Below are 15,574 nucleotides of genomic sequence, written 5' to 3' on the forward strand. Positions count from 1 at the left end.
TGCAACTTCGCAAAAATACTCATAGAAAAATATCAACTATGTACTAATGCACAACCCATTTTTATAATTTTAAAAAATACGCTTTTTTTTGGCACGATTTTTTTCATTTTATGTTTTGGTCTTATCTTCCTTAATTTTTTGTTTAAAACGTACCAGCAGATCTTATGAATTTTTATAATTATATAGCCTAATTATATCACATAATATAAAAATTTATATAGGTAGATATCGTATTTATTAAATGTTTATCAAGGGTAGTTCGTTTGAATAGGGGAAATTGATTTAAAAATAGAAAAATTTGTTTTAAATTTTATGCTCATAACAGCTTCGTATTCGGGAGTTTTTAACACAAAAATTAAATTCAAAACTTCTATAGTATTGAAAGTTAGAGTGTAAATGAAATTTTTCAAAGCATTGCTCAGAGTATTAAAACAGAGTAATAAAATTATGGAAATCTTTAACAAAAAATCCGTATTTTTATAGAGGTATATAATTGTTACTGTACGAATTTTACTCTAAACATCATTCTACTAAATTTTATTCTCATCATAGGGTAAGAACGATAAAAAGAGGACTGGAAATTTTTTTGTTAGTATGTTGCCTTATTCTTGCAAACGTTTCTACTGCTTTGTGCAAGAGTCCTGCACCAACTGTTTACCTTAACAGTAATAATCATACTGATCAAGTAAAGACAAATCTTAATAAATACGAAGGTATCTGGAATAACTGTGAGTTTGACAATCCTGCTAAAAAGTGGTCTAATATGGCCAAGAAATTAGGGGGAAAGTATGCAGTAATTGATCTAGTTGTGGCACAGGCTCAGGAGAAGAAGCTCGCTTATGTTCCGTTCCCAATCAGACAGGATGGGTATATTTACAGTTACAGTAAAATCGATCAGGCAGAGCCTTACCTGAAAAAGTTCGATAAAGATGGGGTAAAAGTTATTCTTTCTCTTCAGCCAAACGGAGCCAATGTATCTGATCTAATTGATATAATCCTAAAGAGATATGGCAACCATAAAAGTGTTATTGGTATAAATGTTGATCTGGAATGGAAATTGACAGGGACTCCATACCATGTTAGTAATAAAGAGCGTGACATCTGGTTAAAGAAAATTCAAAGTTATAATCCAGGATTTAAACTTTTCCTGACATATTATAAAGATCATAGCTACTTCCCCGATGATAAAAAAGACATTGTTATTCTTTACGATGGCCAAAGCAGTACTCAGAAGGAACTCATGGAAGAGTATAAAGAACTTGCTAGCCATTACAAATCTGTAGGGATATACACAGGCTATAATTCAAGCACTCCACCAACGGCTTCTCATGACAGCATTATGACTGCAGCTCCGAACACAAAGTATATCCTGCACGTAATAGACGATTGATAAAATGGATCGAAAACGTACCGATAACGATTCTTATTTATCTCTGAATTTTTCTTTGCAAGGATTCCCAGATTTTTCCCATTACTTCCATGTTTTAATTTTAACGTTTGCCGTGGCATAAACAATACTTTTGAGAAAACTTCGAAATACGCGAATTTTTGGCTGGTTGTTTATATAAGATATATACCAATTTGTTAAAATTAGAAGTTCATCGGCATTCTTTTAAAGCTCTCTTGTTATTAAAGGAACTTCTTACCGTTTCAAGATCTCAAATTTACGATGAGATAACTGATCATAATCCTAAAATCTAACTTTCTAGTGACTATATAAATTCAGTTTAAATTATTAAATACTCACCCAGCAAGCTTATATTTATGTCCGTGAGTTAACGCACATTCGTATTTAGATATAAAACGATTATTTCGATGTTCAAGAAAGTAAAATACAGATATTAATATGAAGAATTTCTATAGATCTCAATATTTGGCTGACTGCTTCAATTAGTATATAAACAGTTTATTGAACTCTAAGGTTTATCGGAATTCTCAATGGTTTATTGGTACAATAATATAAATTTCCCAAATATGTGCATGTACAAAAACTAGATTAATGAATCTCAACAGATGACTAATTTATAGAAAAACAATTAGAACTTAGGGTCTTTAGTGCTTGATTTTGATCTTTAAATGTATAAGAGTTCTAGGAGAAATTCGAAAAGTTCATACTTAATAAATTTGACGCATTTCAATATTGAAAATAAATACAAAGAGGCGTATGATTCCGATTTTGTAATTGGGTTTCTCAAAATCTACCATAACTTTTCGATTGGGGAAACAGAGTTTAGCTACGTTTAGATTTCGTAATTGGTTTTTCTGGAACTATATGAAATCAATTTCTCTTTTCCCTCAAATTTTAGGGACACTACTTTTTCGGTATTTTCCCTGTATTGAATATTAGTTAGTTTCATTAATTTGAGAAGTAAAAAACATTTTATTTGGTTAAGGTGTTGTAGGTGAAAGAAAAACAGACTTCCTCTTTTTTGAAATTTCCAGCAAAGCAAATGATAACTCTAGTAACTTTACCATATACTAAATTAGCTAAAATAAATGTTCATAAGAGCAAAAGAGAATTTCTGAACTTATTCAGTAACCAATCTCAAAATAAACGTATATTTATTATCTCACTAATTTTAGCTATATCAGTTGCTCTTTCCACCGTTTTTCTTTGCGCGGAAGTTAATCAGTTAAATGATGATGCTTTTGGGCATGTCACCATTCTGGATGAGCCGGAACTCCTCAATGCACTGAGAGATGCACAGGCAAAAGGAGTCATTATGGGAATTCATGGATGGGAACATGAAAACTATTCCACTATGGGGCCAATCCAGGCAAAAGAAAATGTTGAGAAAGGGAAATTGGTCTTTGAAAAGGCCGGCCTTTTTCCTAAAGTGTTTATCTCCCCTTTTGAAATCTATGGAGTACCAACAAATCCATCTGTGAAACAGGCAATAGAGAGTACAGGCGTCGCGACAGAATTACCTCCTCTGAAAACTAGTAATAGTCATGTTGATATAAATGAATATACATGGGACTGGCGTACAATGCAAAGCTTTGATGATCCCCGGTTCAAGACATCTTCGGAGATAATCAGAGAAGAAAAGCCGCAGACTATTGTTCTCCATGCAATGGATTGGAACCCATATGTGAATCGATTTCTCATTAATTACTTGGCATCAACAGACGAAACGAATATTACCGTCAGAATGGACGACGTTGAGGTGAACACTCCAAAAGAAGTAGTCAACGGCATGGCCAAGATGACTCAATATAAATCGGTAGGAAGAGTTGTACTTGCAGTTATTCCTTCGGGAATCTGGAAAGGCGGTAATCCTAGCATCAGAGGTATTAAAGTAAACAACATTCTGGGAGTGTACTACTGGTTCTTTATTGTAACTGCATTGCTCCCATTTTCATTCTTTATTATTTGGAAGTGGTTGTCTGGCTGGAACTTGAGAAGAACTCATAATAACTATCTACCTCCAGATAAGCGAGGTTCTGAATCAGGTCTAGTTTCAATCATTGTTCCAGCGTATAATGAAGAAAAAACGATAGGTAAGTGCCTTGAGTCTATCCTTAATCAAGACTATAAAGGCAAAACGGAAATAATCGTTGTCAATGATGGATCCAGTGATCGAACTGCAGAGATTATTTCTAAGTATCCTGTGAAATTTATTGATCTCAAGGTAAACGAAGGAAAGGCAAATGCTCTCAATAGGGCTATTGAAGACGCAAAAGGAGATATCCTAGTCTTTACGGATTCAGATTCTTATATGTCAGCGAATGCGGTGAGTTCATTAGTGGGATGCCTCAATGAGAACAGAGATGCACAGATGGTTGCAGGGGACGTTTTTATCCATGACAATCATGGAAAAAAACGAGTAATGAAATACTTCCAGATGATTGAATACCTTTTAGAACAGGAGATGACTCGATATCTTCAAGGTTTGAATGGTCACGTTCTCGTATGCCCGGGCCCGCTCACTGCTGTCAGGCGCAAAGTATGTGATACTGTTAGATTCAGCGACGAGACAATTGTTGAAGATGCAGATTTTACTATCAAGGTTCTTAAAAATTCTATGAAGGTTATTCGCGAACCAAATGCAAAAGTTTACACGAATGCTCCCGAGACGCTTCGAGCCTGGTACAAACAAAGGAAAAGATGGTGGTATGGCAACTTACAGGTATGGCGGCTACATAAAAAATGGGCAATAAGAAATGCATGGATGGTTTTCAATTACTCAGGTTATATCATTGGAGTTTTTTCTATCATTCTGTTCATATTGCTGCCGTATTTCCTCCTTCAGTATGATGATATACTGCGAATATCAGTACGCGGATTCTTGTTTATGATCGTCTTTCTAATACCCTATACTCTAGCAATTGCTTCGTTTTTTACCAAGAATAAAAAACTATTGCCAATGCTGGTCCCTTATGTGCTTGTTTACTCGACAATTAAAGTTGTAATTCTCAGTTACCTTTACTTGTGTTATATAACAGGCAGGGGATTGAAAGTTCAATTCGGTTCACGGATTCTTAAGGTGAGATGATGAAGAAAAGTAACAAATATTATATTTTATTTGGATCAATGATTCTATTTGTTCTTATAATTCTATTTTATTTAGCCTTCGTTAAATCACCTCCGCAATCAAATTCATCAGAAAGTATCTCTAAAAGTCTTCCAGAATCAAAGTATTCAGAAGGTGTCTGGAATAACTGCGAGTTTGACAAACCTGCTAAAGAGTGGTCTGACCTAGCTAGGAAATTCGGAAGTGAACATGGAGTGATTGACCTAGTTGTCGTTCAGGCACATGAAAATAAGCTCGCATATGTGCCGTTTCCTTTCGAAAATATAGGGTATATTTACAGTTACGATGAGACTGATAAAGTGGAACCCTACCTGGAAAAGTTCGATAAAGATGGATTGAAAGTGATCCTTTCAATTCAACCTAATGGGGCTGATGTATCAGATCTAATTGATATAATCCTAAAAAGATATGGCAACCATAAAAGTGTTATTGGCATAAATGTTGATATGGAATGGAAATTAACAGGGACTCCATACCATGTCAGCAATAAAGAGCGTGATATCTGGTTAAAGAAAATTCAAAGCTATAATCCCGGATTTAAGCTTTTCCTGACATATTTTGAGGATTATACCTACTTTCCCAATGATACAAAGGACTTTGTGATTCTTTACGATGGTGAAGGAGAAACTCAGAATCGACTTATGAGAGAGTACAAAGAACTTGCGAGCCATTATAAATCTGTAGGAATATACACAGGCTATAACTCAAGCACTCCACCAACAGCGTCTTATGACAGCATTATGACTGCAGCTCCGAATACAAAGTATATCCTGCACGTAATAGAGGAACAATGAAGTGGATTGAAAATATACTGATATGGGTTTCGATTTATTCTTAAAATTTCTTTGAGAGAATCCGGCCTAAATTTTTTCCATCAACTCTTCTGTTTGATTTATTACTTTCTTTTCTTTGAGCTTATTTCAAAACCATATTCAATCCCTCTGAACCAATATTTTAAATTGGAAATAAAAATCAATAGAACTAAACGGTATGTCGCCTGTCACAAGTAAAGTTCCAGGGCAGACAGGCTGTATATGACGGTATACATCCCTATTGCAGTGATGACTATATTGCCGCTTGTAATACTGCCCTACAAAAAATTGGGACAGATTCTCTACAGAACACCTTCTCCCTGGCGCTGGTTGACGGTTGGCAGGCATTTAGTTGCTGCGATCATTTGAGGTTGAAATGATCAGCCTCATTAAAAAATTCAACATCAACTGCTATATCTACACGATTGAAATTTAATTCAAGTTAATTATATATCACTTGCTGGTAATGATCACAATTTATAGCATAGCGAACATATTGTGTATGAATTCTCATCAACTGATCACTGTATGAGAATTCGATTTTACTATTTTTTCAATTTTGTATTGGTACTGTGAACCTTATTATAAATTCAGTCCCAGAACCTCTTTTTAGTTCAACTTCGCCCCCAAACTAGTCTACCAGGACTTTCCTTTGCTTGCATGTTCTGCAGAGTCTTCTCTGTGAAGTTTGATTTTAATTTTCCCGTTATCTCTGCCTAAAACGCGTACTTTAGAGAATTTGAAACAAGTTATTTATCAACGATTTTGAAAAGGACAATATAAATATAATGGGAGGAGAAAAGCGCATGAATTATAAATCTCGGGATCATTAAAAATATATGGGGGAAACCGAAAGCCATACCGTGGGAAATGGCTTGTCCGTTAGGACATCAGGGTCGAGGAAGAGTCCGACCACTGGGTACAATCGTGCTGCGTGCTCTGTTCCAGCGATTGTGGAATGGACATCGGTGTTAAGAATGGACGCATATTCGGAGTTCGAGGCCGTGAAGTGGACCGGATCAATCACTTGCGGCTCAGCCCCAAGGGAATGCACTGGAGATTATGAAGCCTACTGCCGCATTTTACGGGATAAGTAACTCCTCGACACATAAGACAAATCGATGAGTATAAAAAACAGATAGGCTGGATAAGGACACAGTTACATCTGAAGTCACTTAATGATCTGGTAGTACTGACATAACACAGCTTTCCAATAGAGTATAGTGGAATAGAGGAATTGTAACATATGAGTCCAACCAGTGACCGACATGAAGCTAAAAGCGCTCCCTCCAGGAAAGGAGTACGTCGAGCTCTCTACATCTTATTGAGATCAGTGTTGGGTGACTTGCTTGTGCTTTTAGCCGGGGGGCTAGGCTATATTACCGGAAACTTGTGGCTCTTCCCTAGCCTGGGCCCATCCATTTTCATGCTGGTTGAATCGCCTCATCTAAAGTCATCCAGTTTATACAATATGACTGTAGGCCACCTGGTTGGCATCATTAGCGGCTACATCCTTGCTATTATAACCGGCGCTGCTTACGTTCAATCTCCATTCGTGATCGGCCATCTACAACTATCGCATGTTGTGGCATCATGCATTGCCATAGCACTTGTAATACTAATTCATATACCTCTTAAGGTATCACACCCGCCGGCTGTTGCCACTACCTTTCTGATTACCCCTGGTAGTTTTAAGGCAACGTGGGCCGATCTGTCTACGATCCTGATAGGCATAGTGATAATAGCCGTCGCCGGTGAAATTGCGAGGAATATAATACTCTCCATGGAACACCGCGGTCTTATAAAAGTAATAGAGAATGGGTAGGAGAGAATGAGTAGGGATGGTGTCAATGGATTCTGTAGAATCTTCGATTGATACCTAAATTCATGACATTACATCAATGACGGAGCATGTGTGGTATTTGTAGCATCTCGCAAAGAGCCCTGATAGGCTCTTAGTTTTCAATTTCTATTTAATCAACTCCTCAACTTTCCTCCACGCCCGCATGCTCACAAAGTGAACAGATATCGGGCAGTCACTGGTAAATAAGAAGAAAAGAAGAATCGGCACCTGCCATAAAAAGCATTTTATTATTAGAAATTAGGCTTGTACAAATTATTAATCAAAGGAAAACTTTCAAAAAAGCTGAGAGAGTTAAACAAAAGAATCATGTACTATTTAAGGCAGTATTCAATAAAGCTGATGAAATTTGCATTAATCCTCAGCATTACAAAAATCTCAACTATCCTTTGAATAAGTACAAGTGAGTATACATTAATTCTAACTTTGTACTATGTTTTTATGTTCATTTTTTATGTTCATGAAAAAGGACAAAATGCAACGTTAGTAAATTGGTTCATCATAAAGATGCTTATTAATCAAAATATAAGTTCGCGTAAATTGTTAAATTTTAGTAGTACTTCAATTTAAAATCAGATACTTTATTCATTTTAATATCTTTTTCCACAACAAAAAAGGATAGCAGCACTTTACTAGAAAACGTTGCCAAGTAATTCCGGAAAATAAAAAATGACAAACGGCCTGTGGCTACACTTCGAGAGACAAAAAAATATCCTGATGTGTAGGTTAACAATGACCTTCTGTGCAACAACTATTTCTATCCCTAGCATCACTACGCGCAATTAAAAGCAAAAGACCGAGAAAAATAAAGATGATAACCACGGCACAGAGAAAGTACAAAAAAGCCATATCCGGAGGAATGTTAGCCCCATAATCCACAGTCACTAGTCCCATAATTATCTATATGGCAAATAAAGATAAAAAGGTTTGTAGAAATCCTCTAAAATAATTAATTTTCACGAATTTTAATCGAATTACCTGATTATTATAGCTCTGATACCTTGAGTCAAGACAGCCTATCGAGTAATTTTGAGGTAAAAGTACTGTATTTGCGAGATATGCCTTCAATGACCCTATAAATAGGTTTTCATAAAAAATATACATTTTAGCATGTTCTACGTCAATTCCAGGGCAAATTGTAGGGAATATCTGGGCATAGCAGAGTTATCTGGGCATAGCAGAGTTTCTACTTCAAAAGTTATACACCACAAATTTGTAAAAATTACGGATACGTTTTTGGAGTATTTGTTTTCCTCTTTTCACAGTTATTGGGTTTCGATGTCCTTTACACATTTAGTACTCGTCAGTTTCTTCGGGGTATATAGTGAAAGGGAACGCTTCAGCCCATCCAAACCCGCCTGGAATAAGAATATGGAAAGTTTCCCTCCTTTCCCCTTTCTCTACTTCCAGCTTTTCAATATGATTCAGATTTATTTCAAAACCCTCTTTAGGTTCCTCGAAATCCTTGAGATCTTCAAGGTCAAATGTTCCATTGGAACAATACAACGTTTGAACATTATCTAAAATCCATCTCTTACTCACTGTTACCATAATCCCACCACTCTACTATTTAACTTTTGAACCGTTAAAACATCCCTTGATTTTTTCCTCAAATACCGAGCATGATGCACTTCGGTAATGATAAATCGTTTCTCCAGCTCTCTATTTAACGTTTAAGGATCTAAAAATATAATGGAATTCAACTCTTGCATATACGCATAGTTACCAGACTTTTCAGATAAAACCCAGCCATTTAATCTGATTTCCTTGCAAAAATAATCCCGCAGTTTTTCCCAATCACAAAAGAAAGTAGGCAAACATCTGATCTGTGTGGCAAACGCCCTAGTAGAGGAAAAATCTACTAGAGACAGACCAGATCCGCCTGATAACTATTACATCTGCACCCAGAATAATCCTGTAGAAAATCAGATCAGGAGTTACCAGAAAGTAGCAAGAAAATGCAATAATTTTCCGAAAACAACTGGATTTATTTGAATATCAAAGCTTTCAGCCATTGATATAAATCATATTAAGGCAAAAATGTAGTAATTTTCAGGAAACTACTGTATTGTGAGCTATTAAACAGATGATCTGAAAGCTCAGACCAGGCCCTTCACGAACAGCTGCACACAAAGGACGAGCAGCTTCGTGCAGGACAATCAAATTAAAGACCAGAATGAGAATATGCACAGGCAGGTGGTCCACATTCAAACACTAATTCAGGAAAACAGTAGGCTAAACATCGAACTGCTTCCGGAAACTACGGAAGGCAAAAAGTCATGGTGAACACTATGGTGACCTTCAGGAATTATGCTCTTTTAATGGCTTTTTTACTGAGTAGATCATAAAGTTTTTTATATTTGTGAAAGTATTTTTCTTTTATCGGTTGGCTATATAAATGATTTGATCAGGGAATATTTTCACTCTGCTTTCCTTACCTTTATGTATAGTGGTTTTCATTATAAGTTAGCTCTGAAAAATGAAAGTATTGTCCGAGGATACATAGTGTGAGTGTATTCCTCGATTAAGTGTCTTGACAGTACTGAAAAACAGTGTGTAATTTTCAGGGAATCTAAAGGCTTAACACATATGATTTTGTATTAAATCAAGCTCATATCAATGTCTCAAAAATAATGAAAAGTAGTTTTAAGGAGAAGATCAAAAAAGAATAATGATAGTATGTGTAGCTATCAAAACTGGCTAGGTGGTAGCTGGCAAGCAATGATAGCTACTTTCAAGAACCGTGACAAAAGAAGCAGATCTTTTGTTACTATGTTCCTATCTAGTAACTTAATAAGCTCTTTTTGTTCGTACAATTGTACGTACAATACTACATACACGTAGTTCTTAAGAGTTTCCTTTCTCATTTGGAACATAGGTATATTAGTTCTGTTCTTTCTTTTTTGAGTTCTTGACGAATAGATATAGTAAAGACTCTTGAAATAGGAGAACTCAAAAATATGATTGATGGAATATTCAATCTCGAAACACTGATTATTCAAATGACTATATTGTTTTTGACAATTTTCCATTGTGTTGAGATTATACTGAAAACCATTTAGGAGAAAGGTAAAATCTTTTGGGTGAAGAGTAAAAGACCGAAGATTAGAAGTAGGAGTAACATTTTTTCCTCTTTTCCCGATCTCGGTATCATTTTTCCCTTTTTCCTTTCCCTTTCGCTCGGCGCGCAGCGAAGGGGAAGCCAGCGTTCCGTTGAAAGGTATCCTTCCATCTTTCCTTGGAAAGGTTGTTTTTCTTTTTCTGGTATATTTTCAATATGCGCCGCATTTACTAATCGGATATTCTTGACTCAGGGTGATATGGAAGATTTTAAACTCTTTTTTACAGGGTACTTGAAAAAATCCGGTGTTGAATATTTATAATTTTAAAGGTTCTTGATGTTGATTTTAAAAGTTATTGCTGGCCGGCTCTTTTCCGCCTTCTTTCTGTTCCCCTGTATGCCCTGGGAAATGTCGTTTGTTAATGTCTTTGCTAAGTTGGCGAATTTTTGAAAAGTTTGATGTGTCTCATACCTTTCTTGTGAATTCTGATGAAAAAAAGAAGAAATACAGTCGAAGCTGTAGACCTTAAGCGATATTTTGCAATGGTTGTCCAAAGATTCCGAGGGGATTCTTCATCTCAATGCCTGTTTCGAATGAAACAGTTGTGCTCTCTTCAACCGGCTTTTCAGCAGGTTTTTTATACTTGTCGTATGTTATTTTAATCTTAAGGAACATGTTTTGTTTTTCTTCGGTCAGACCCTGGCAGGGGTCTTTTCCGATTTTTACTTTATTTTGTTTTTTGATTATACCTTAAACGATTTTTTTGTATTTATGTCTACCGATGCTGGTTTTGGTTGCAACCAACACCAATGACTTTTTCTACATTTAGAACTAATGTAAGCAATTGTATTTAAAATCTTTTGTCGGAGCATTTAGAAGCCTTTTTTTGCTTATTATGGTTATGTCGACATAATTATAACGAAAAAAAGCTCTAAAAATCTCCAGATAAATATATAGGCTTTGGAGATTGTTTTAAAGATGTTTCGCCTATTGAAGCTTCAATGATTTTGCTTGTATGAATCTATAAGCAGGTTAATAATTCGATTTTATTCGATTGGTTCTTATGAAAGCCGTTTCTCCAACTATTCTGGTAACTATAGAAGCATGCAGGTTATGACCGATAACTGCAACATTAAACACAAAAATAGTGTAAAACACATAGGTACTTTTTTTCAGTGCCTATTGATGTTGGCTTTCAGCTTAAAAGAACAAGCTCTTTATTTTTTTGTGTGGATATCCTCATAATATTTTTATAAAAACCAATGCAGTCTTGAATTGAAAATCATCTTATCCATACGGAACGGCAAAGAGCCAAAGAATAATATTAAAAATAAAAAGACTACAGAATCAATCTAAACTTTACAGAAAATTCGCCACACTTTCATTGAAATCATTTTGGGGATGAGAACCAATCCCATCCCCGTATTCAGCATAGCTAACACAATAGTTTTCGCTAACGAAAAAAAGAGGAGTTTTAGGCGTAAGGGTTCCGTAGCCCCTTGTTGACTCCGAAAGTCTTGCGCTCCTCAACTGTCTTCTGGTTCTTGTCGATCTTCTCTTTCGCGAGCTTCCTGAGGAGATCGAGACCGGGTTTGACTTCCTCAATAGGTTTTGTCTCAAACAGACCTGCAGCAACCGCTTTGGACCAAATCTCATTCCCTACCTTGGTGCGGATGAAAACCGTAGACCAGCCGTCTGGGCTTCCGACCGAGCCGGTTGAGATGTCTGCGAGATTAGAGACATAATCGAGGCAGACATGGCAGCCGGGCTGCTCGTATTTGTGGGTTGCCTTGAGCGGCACAGTTGCAACGTTCCCGCGTTCGGTGTAGACCCAGAACTTGCCCTTCGTGATCTCCATCTTCTTCACGGAGCCGAGGCTCTGAGCCGCGTGGTCCTCGACAATGCTCTGCATAGATTTGTAGGGGAAGTTTTCCATGCAGAAAAGCCCTACTGTGAAGGCAACCTTGCCCGGGACGTCCCGCATATTGATAGGATAGAGCTGAGCCTTCCTCACTGCTTGCATCTGGCAGCAGACGCCGGTGATCCCAACCTTATCGAGGCCAAATGACCGGGTTGCTTCCTTGAGCCAGGAGATCTGGGGGCTGATACTGTATCTTGTTCCTCGTGCCTTGAGGATGTCCTCGCGGGTCATCGCGACTTCCGGCTTTGGCTGCCAGGGTTTATCGCCCTCGCCTGCCACAATAGTCCCGTCGATGATTCCCTGCTCGAGGGCATAGACCATGAGGGTGGTAGCAATGCCGCCGTCCTGTGCCTTCTTGAGGATCTCTTTGTCCGTGCTCCGTGCCGAAACGCAAGTCACGTATTTGCCGAGATATGGATCTTCAATCATCACTCTCACCTTCCTTAAGCGCTCCAGCAATTATCTCGTTGATGTTCTCGAATTCAGGAATCACGTCCAAGTTGAAGAACGACCTCGGACAGGCGCCATAGCAGGAGCCGCACTTAATGCAGAGGTCACGCTCACCCTGGGGCTTCCCGAACTCAAGAGTAATCGCACGCACGGGGCAGGATGCAGCGCAGGTACCACAGCCCATACAGAGACCCTGGTTGATTACATCGTTCATCAGGTCGCAGAAACATCCGGTCGTGCCGCGCTTCGCAAGATCCATAAGGGGCTTTAAATACTTGCCCGCAAGGGCCTTCTGATCCTCGTTCCCCTTCAGGAGCAGGTACGCCATGACAGCAACGTTCCTTATGAGCTCCGGGCTTGGGGGACACCCTGGGATGTAGACATCCACATTGATGAGATCCCCGATTGGGAGGAAGGATTCGTGCTGTGGCTGGTTGTGCTGCCCACCGCGGCTAAACCGGGTGATGTTCCCGTAGCTCGCGCAGGAGCCAAGGGCCACCACAATCTTTGACTTCTTTCGCGTCTCCTTGATGTCCTCCACTGATTCATGGTCCTGGATGCAGACCGATCCCTCCACGAGCGCCACGTCCATCTCTGGGATATGCCGAACGTCAGCAAGCGTGAGGCAGTAGACGAGGTCGGCATAGTCGTCCAGGATCTTGATGAGTCCCAAGTTGTTATCGGCCAGGGACACGAGGCAGCCGGTACAGCCGCTCATGTGTACATGCCCGATTTTGATCTTATTTGTCACTGGTTTAATCTCCTTTGTAGCTTCCACCTTCTTCTCCGTCGCAACCTGAGCGTGCTTTACTTCCCCGCCCATGGTTTTCTTGACGAAGTTAAGCAGTCCCATAGTTCATCCCGATTTCCTTCAGTATCTCGGATATAGCTCCGGGAATGGCTCTCTTTACCTCGTCTGTAATCCCGATGACCATTTCAGGGGTAGAAACATATTTCTTCTGGCACGCAAGGACCCGGATTCGGATATCGTCCTTGATATATTGGAGCGGCTCGGTAAGATCCCATGAATGGGCATCCCGGTAGCTTCCCACAGGGAGCTCATCAACGTCGAGCCACCTGAGCTCGCCGGGTTTCCCCCCAAAGTCAGCGATGTCCACGATGATAAGAGTCTTTGTGGACTCGGGATTGAGGAGGGTAAAGACGAAATGGGGTCCTCCGAGCCCCGCGTCAATGACCGTAACGTTCTCAGGGAGTTCAAGCTCCTTGAGACTCTCCACGACTGCGGGTCCGAACCCATCGTCCGCATAGAGCGGATTGCCGCAGCCTGCCACCACGATCTCGGAGTACAGCGTTTCCATTCCCTTCACCACTGCATGAGCTTCTGGGCGACTATCTTGTCCTCCTCATTCAACACGATCATGTGAGTTGCGCACGAGACGCATGGGTCATAACCCCGAACAACCATCTCGGCGATCTGCCAGGGCGCTCCCGTCAGAGCACGGCTGCAGGTAGGGAAATTCCAGGTTGTGGGCACAAGCATCTCATACCACAGCACCCGTCCGTCCTTCACCCGTGCAAGATGGACATTGGTCCCACGCGGGGCCTCGTTCGCGGCCCAGCCCATAGACCCGTCTCCCTGGGGGATATGATCGGCAAGGACCTTGCCCGAGGTATCCAGGTTGTCAAGGCACTTGAGGATGGTGTAACAGCAGTCTGGGTATTCCATCTGCCTGGCGATGTGCTGGGCGAAGGTACCCTTTTCGTCGAAGTTCTTGAAGGTAGTAAGCCTTGCCCTTGGGCCGACCTCAACCGGCTGACCGTCGTAGGTAGGAACACCAGTGCAGGCTTCCATCTGGGGGTTGGCCTTAGTGCCGACCTTCGTTGTACCTCCGAATGGGTAGCTTGGGTCCTCAAGATCGATGGTTACCTCACCCATGTACCAGTCCCATGGCCGAGTCTCTTTCCACCGAGCGAAATCCCACGTAGGCTTCTCGTCCAGACTGGATGAGCCGTACATCGGGGATGTGGCCATGACCCCCTGGTTGTGGTAACCAAGCGTCTTGGGAAGCGGGATCTGCTTGCCTGCGACCTCGACAAACTCCCGGTTCTGCATGTTCCTGATAACATCGAGCATAAACTCCATCTGCTCGTGGGCAAGAACGAGACCTTCCTTCGCTAGGTCGGCCATTTTCTGCTTTGCTCGGGGGCTCACGTTGTGGTACATTCCGCCGATCCTCGGGTTGGAGGGGTGAATTGCCTCGCCACCTGCGATGGCTCCAATGGTCTGTCCGATCTCGCGGATGCGGACGATCCTTGCCATAACGCTCCTGGCAGGCTGCTCGTTAGCGAACAGGTTGAACTTTGTCTCCGTTCCTGGAATGTAAAAGTCCGGGAGGATCAGGATGTTGTGCAGGGCGATGCTGTGAAGGCGGTTCGCGGCATGGAGAATGATCCGCAGGAGCTTTGCGTCCGTGGGAATCTCGCAGCCGATGGAAGCTTCCATGGCTTCGGTGCTTGCCAGGGTGTGGGCGATGGGACAGATACCGCAGACCCGAGAAGCAATCTTCGGGACCTGTTCCATTGTTTTACCTATGGCGAGCTTCTCAATACCCCTGACAGGGGTGATGGAGAGCCAGTCTCCTCGCTCGACAATACCCTGATCATCCACCTTCAGGGTGAGCTTGGAGTGACCTTCAAGTCTCGTGGTTGGAGAGATTTCTATAACTTTCGTCAATGGTATGCCTCGTTTTCGATTCGGTGTTATTTAGGCTGTACCGTGGTTAAGGCACTTTCTGTGTGATTATTCTAAGATAGTTACTCGTACATTGAAGTACGTTAACCTCTTAATTTCTCCAGCGCGTAGTACCTCAGTATATTAAATATTTGATTTATAACGATAAATGGTTGAAAACGCGATATTACATAAATCCTTCTATCAATATAAAGAAAGATAATAAAATAATAAGCATATT

13 protein-coding genes are annotated in these 15,574 nt (G+C 40.2%); 7 read left to right on the forward strand and 6 right to left on the reverse strand.

The window, feature by feature from the left end:
- Window positions 1-586: 586 nt before the first annotated feature.
- From BP621_RS07280 to BP621_RS07300, 5 genes are all read left to right on the forward strand, one after another.
- The gene (locus BP621_RS07280) at window positions 587-1,390 is read left to right on the forward strand and encodes a hypothetical protein (RefSeq protein WP_292388826.1); all 804 of its coding nucleotides are present in this window, start codon (window positions 587-589) and stop codon (window positions 1,388-1,390) included.
- A 1,060-nt stretch (window positions 1,391-2,450) separates the two neighbouring features.
- Window positions 2,451-4,496, forward strand: coding sequence for a glycosyltransferase (locus tag BP621_RS07285; RefSeq protein WP_292388960.1), 2,046 nt, complete (start codon window positions 2,451-2,453; stop codon window positions 4,494-4,496).
- Window positions 4,496-5,329: a hypothetical protein gene (locus BP621_RS07290; RefSeq protein WP_292388827.1), complete on the forward strand. Its 834-nt coding sequence runs from the start codon at window positions 4,496-4,498 to the stop codon at window positions 5,327-5,329. Before BP621_RS07285 ends, BP621_RS07290 begins: the two co-directional genes overlap by 1 nt.
- Window positions 5,330-6,222: 893 nt before the next feature.
- A complete protein-coding gene (locus BP621_RS17305; protein WP_292388829.1) occupies window positions 6,223-6,444 on the forward strand; it encodes a hypothetical protein in 222 nt (73 codons plus the stop codon).
- A 149-nt stretch (window positions 6,445-6,593) separates the two neighbouring features.
- The gene (locus BP621_RS07300) at window positions 6,594-7,172 is read left to right on the forward strand and encodes an HPP family protein (RefSeq protein ID WP_422656671.1); all 579 of its coding nucleotides are present in this window, start codon (window positions 6,594-6,596) and stop codon (window positions 7,170-7,172) included.
- A gap of 1,329 nt (window positions 7,173-8,501) precedes the next feature.
- On the opposite strand, the gene BP621_RS07305 is transcribed toward BP621_RS07300, so the two are convergent.
- Window positions 8,502-8,759: a hypothetical protein gene (locus BP621_RS07305; protein WP_292388832.1), complete on the reverse strand. Its 258-nt coding sequence runs from the start codon at window positions 8,757-8,759 to the stop codon at window positions 8,502-8,504.
- 279 nt (window positions 8,760-9,038) lie between these two features.
- Between BP621_RS07305 and BP621_RS07310 the strand changes: the two genes are divergently transcribed.
- Entirely contained in the window at window positions 9,039-9,203 is a 165-nt protein-coding gene (locus BP621_RS07310) for a hypothetical protein (RefSeq protein ID WP_292388833.1), read from the forward strand.
- Window positions 9,204-9,356: 153 nt separating this feature from the next.
- Window positions 9,357-9,494 (forward strand): hypothetical protein, encoded by a 138-nt coding sequence (locus tag BP621_RS07315; RefSeq protein ID WP_292388834.1) that lies wholly within the window; start codon window positions 9,357-9,359, stop codon window positions 9,492-9,494.
- A gap of 1,301 nt (window positions 9,495-10,795) precedes the next feature.
- On the opposite strand, the gene BP621_RS07320 is transcribed toward BP621_RS07315, so the two are convergent.
- The 5 genes from BP621_RS07320 to frhA all read right to left on the reverse strand — a co-directional run bounded on the left by BP621_RS07320 (window position 10,796) and on the right by frhA (window position 15,336).
- Complete coding sequence (locus BP621_RS07320; protein ID WP_292388835.1) at window positions 10,796-10,945, reverse strand: hypothetical protein; 150 nt, start codon at window positions 10,943-10,945, stop codon at window positions 10,796-10,798.
- Between the two features lie 799 nt (window positions 10,946-11,744).
- Window positions 11,745-12,620 carry a coenzyme F420 hydrogenase subunit beta gene (frhB, locus tag BP621_RS07325; RefSeq protein ID WP_292388836.1) on the reverse strand — a complete coding sequence of 292 codons (876 nt, stop codon included), beginning with the start codon at window positions 12,618-12,620 and terminating at the stop codon, window positions 11,745-11,747.
- Window positions 12,613-13,494: a coenzyme F420 hydrogenase subunit gamma gene (frhG, locus tag BP621_RS07330; RefSeq protein WP_292388837.1), complete on the reverse strand. Its 882-nt coding sequence runs from the start codon at window positions 13,492-13,494 to the stop codon at window positions 12,613-12,615. The genes frhB and frhG overlap by 8 nt, the downstream gene beginning before the upstream one ends.
- Window positions 13,481-13,960: a coenzyme F420-reducing hydrogenase, FrhD protein gene (gene frhD / locus BP621_RS07335; RefSeq protein WP_292388839.1), complete on the reverse strand. Its 480-nt coding sequence runs from the start codon at window positions 13,958-13,960 to the stop codon at window positions 13,481-13,483. Before frhD ends, frhG begins: the two co-directional genes overlap by 14 nt.
- 5 nt (window positions 13,961-13,965) lie before the next feature.
- Entirely contained in the window at window positions 13,966-15,336 is a 1,371-nt protein-coding gene (frhA, locus tag BP621_RS07340) for a coenzyme F420 hydrogenase subunit alpha (RefSeq protein ID WP_292388840.1), read from the reverse strand.
- Between the last annotated feature and the right edge of the window lie 238 nt (window positions 15,337-15,574).

The sequence above is a fragment of the Methanosarcina sp. UBA5 genome (genome assembly GCF_002505485.1).
In the GTDB taxonomy this organism is placed as follows: Archaea; Halobacteriota; Methanosarcinia; order Methanosarcinales; family Methanosarcinaceae; genus Methanosarcina.

Excerpts from the sequence above, each read along its gene's own strand:
- BP621_RS07285 (WP_292388960.1), top strand. The coding sequence starts at position 2,451 with ATGATAACTCTAGTAACTTTACCATATACTAAATTAGCTAAAATAAAT.
- BP621_RS07290 (WP_292388827.1), top strand. The coding sequence starts at position 4,496 with ATGAAGAAAAGTAACAAATATTATATTTTATTTGGATCAATGATTCTA.
- BP621_RS07300 (WP_422656671.1), top strand. The coding sequence starts at position 6,594 with ATGAGTCCAACCAGTGACCGACATGAAGCTAAAAGCGCTCCCTCCAGG.
- BP621_RS07305 (WP_292388832.1), bottom strand. The coding sequence starts at position 8,759 with ATGGTAACAGTGAGTAAGAGATGGATTTTAGATAATGTTCAAACGTTG.
- BP621_RS07320 (WP_292388835.1), bottom strand. The coding sequence starts at position 10,945 with ATGTTCCTTAAGATTAAAATAACATACGACAAGTATAAAAAACCTGCT.
- frhB (WP_292388836.1), bottom strand. The coding sequence starts at position 12,620 with ATGATTGAAGATCCATATCTCGGCAAATACGTGACTTGCGTTTCGGCA.
- frhG (WP_292388837.1), bottom strand. The coding sequence starts at position 13,494 with ATGGGACTGCTTAACTTCGTCAAGAAAACCATGGGCGGGGAAGTAAAG.
- frhD (WP_292388839.1), bottom strand. The coding sequence starts at position 13,960 with ATGGAAACGCTGTACTCCGAGATCGTGGTGGCAGGCTGCGGCAATCCG.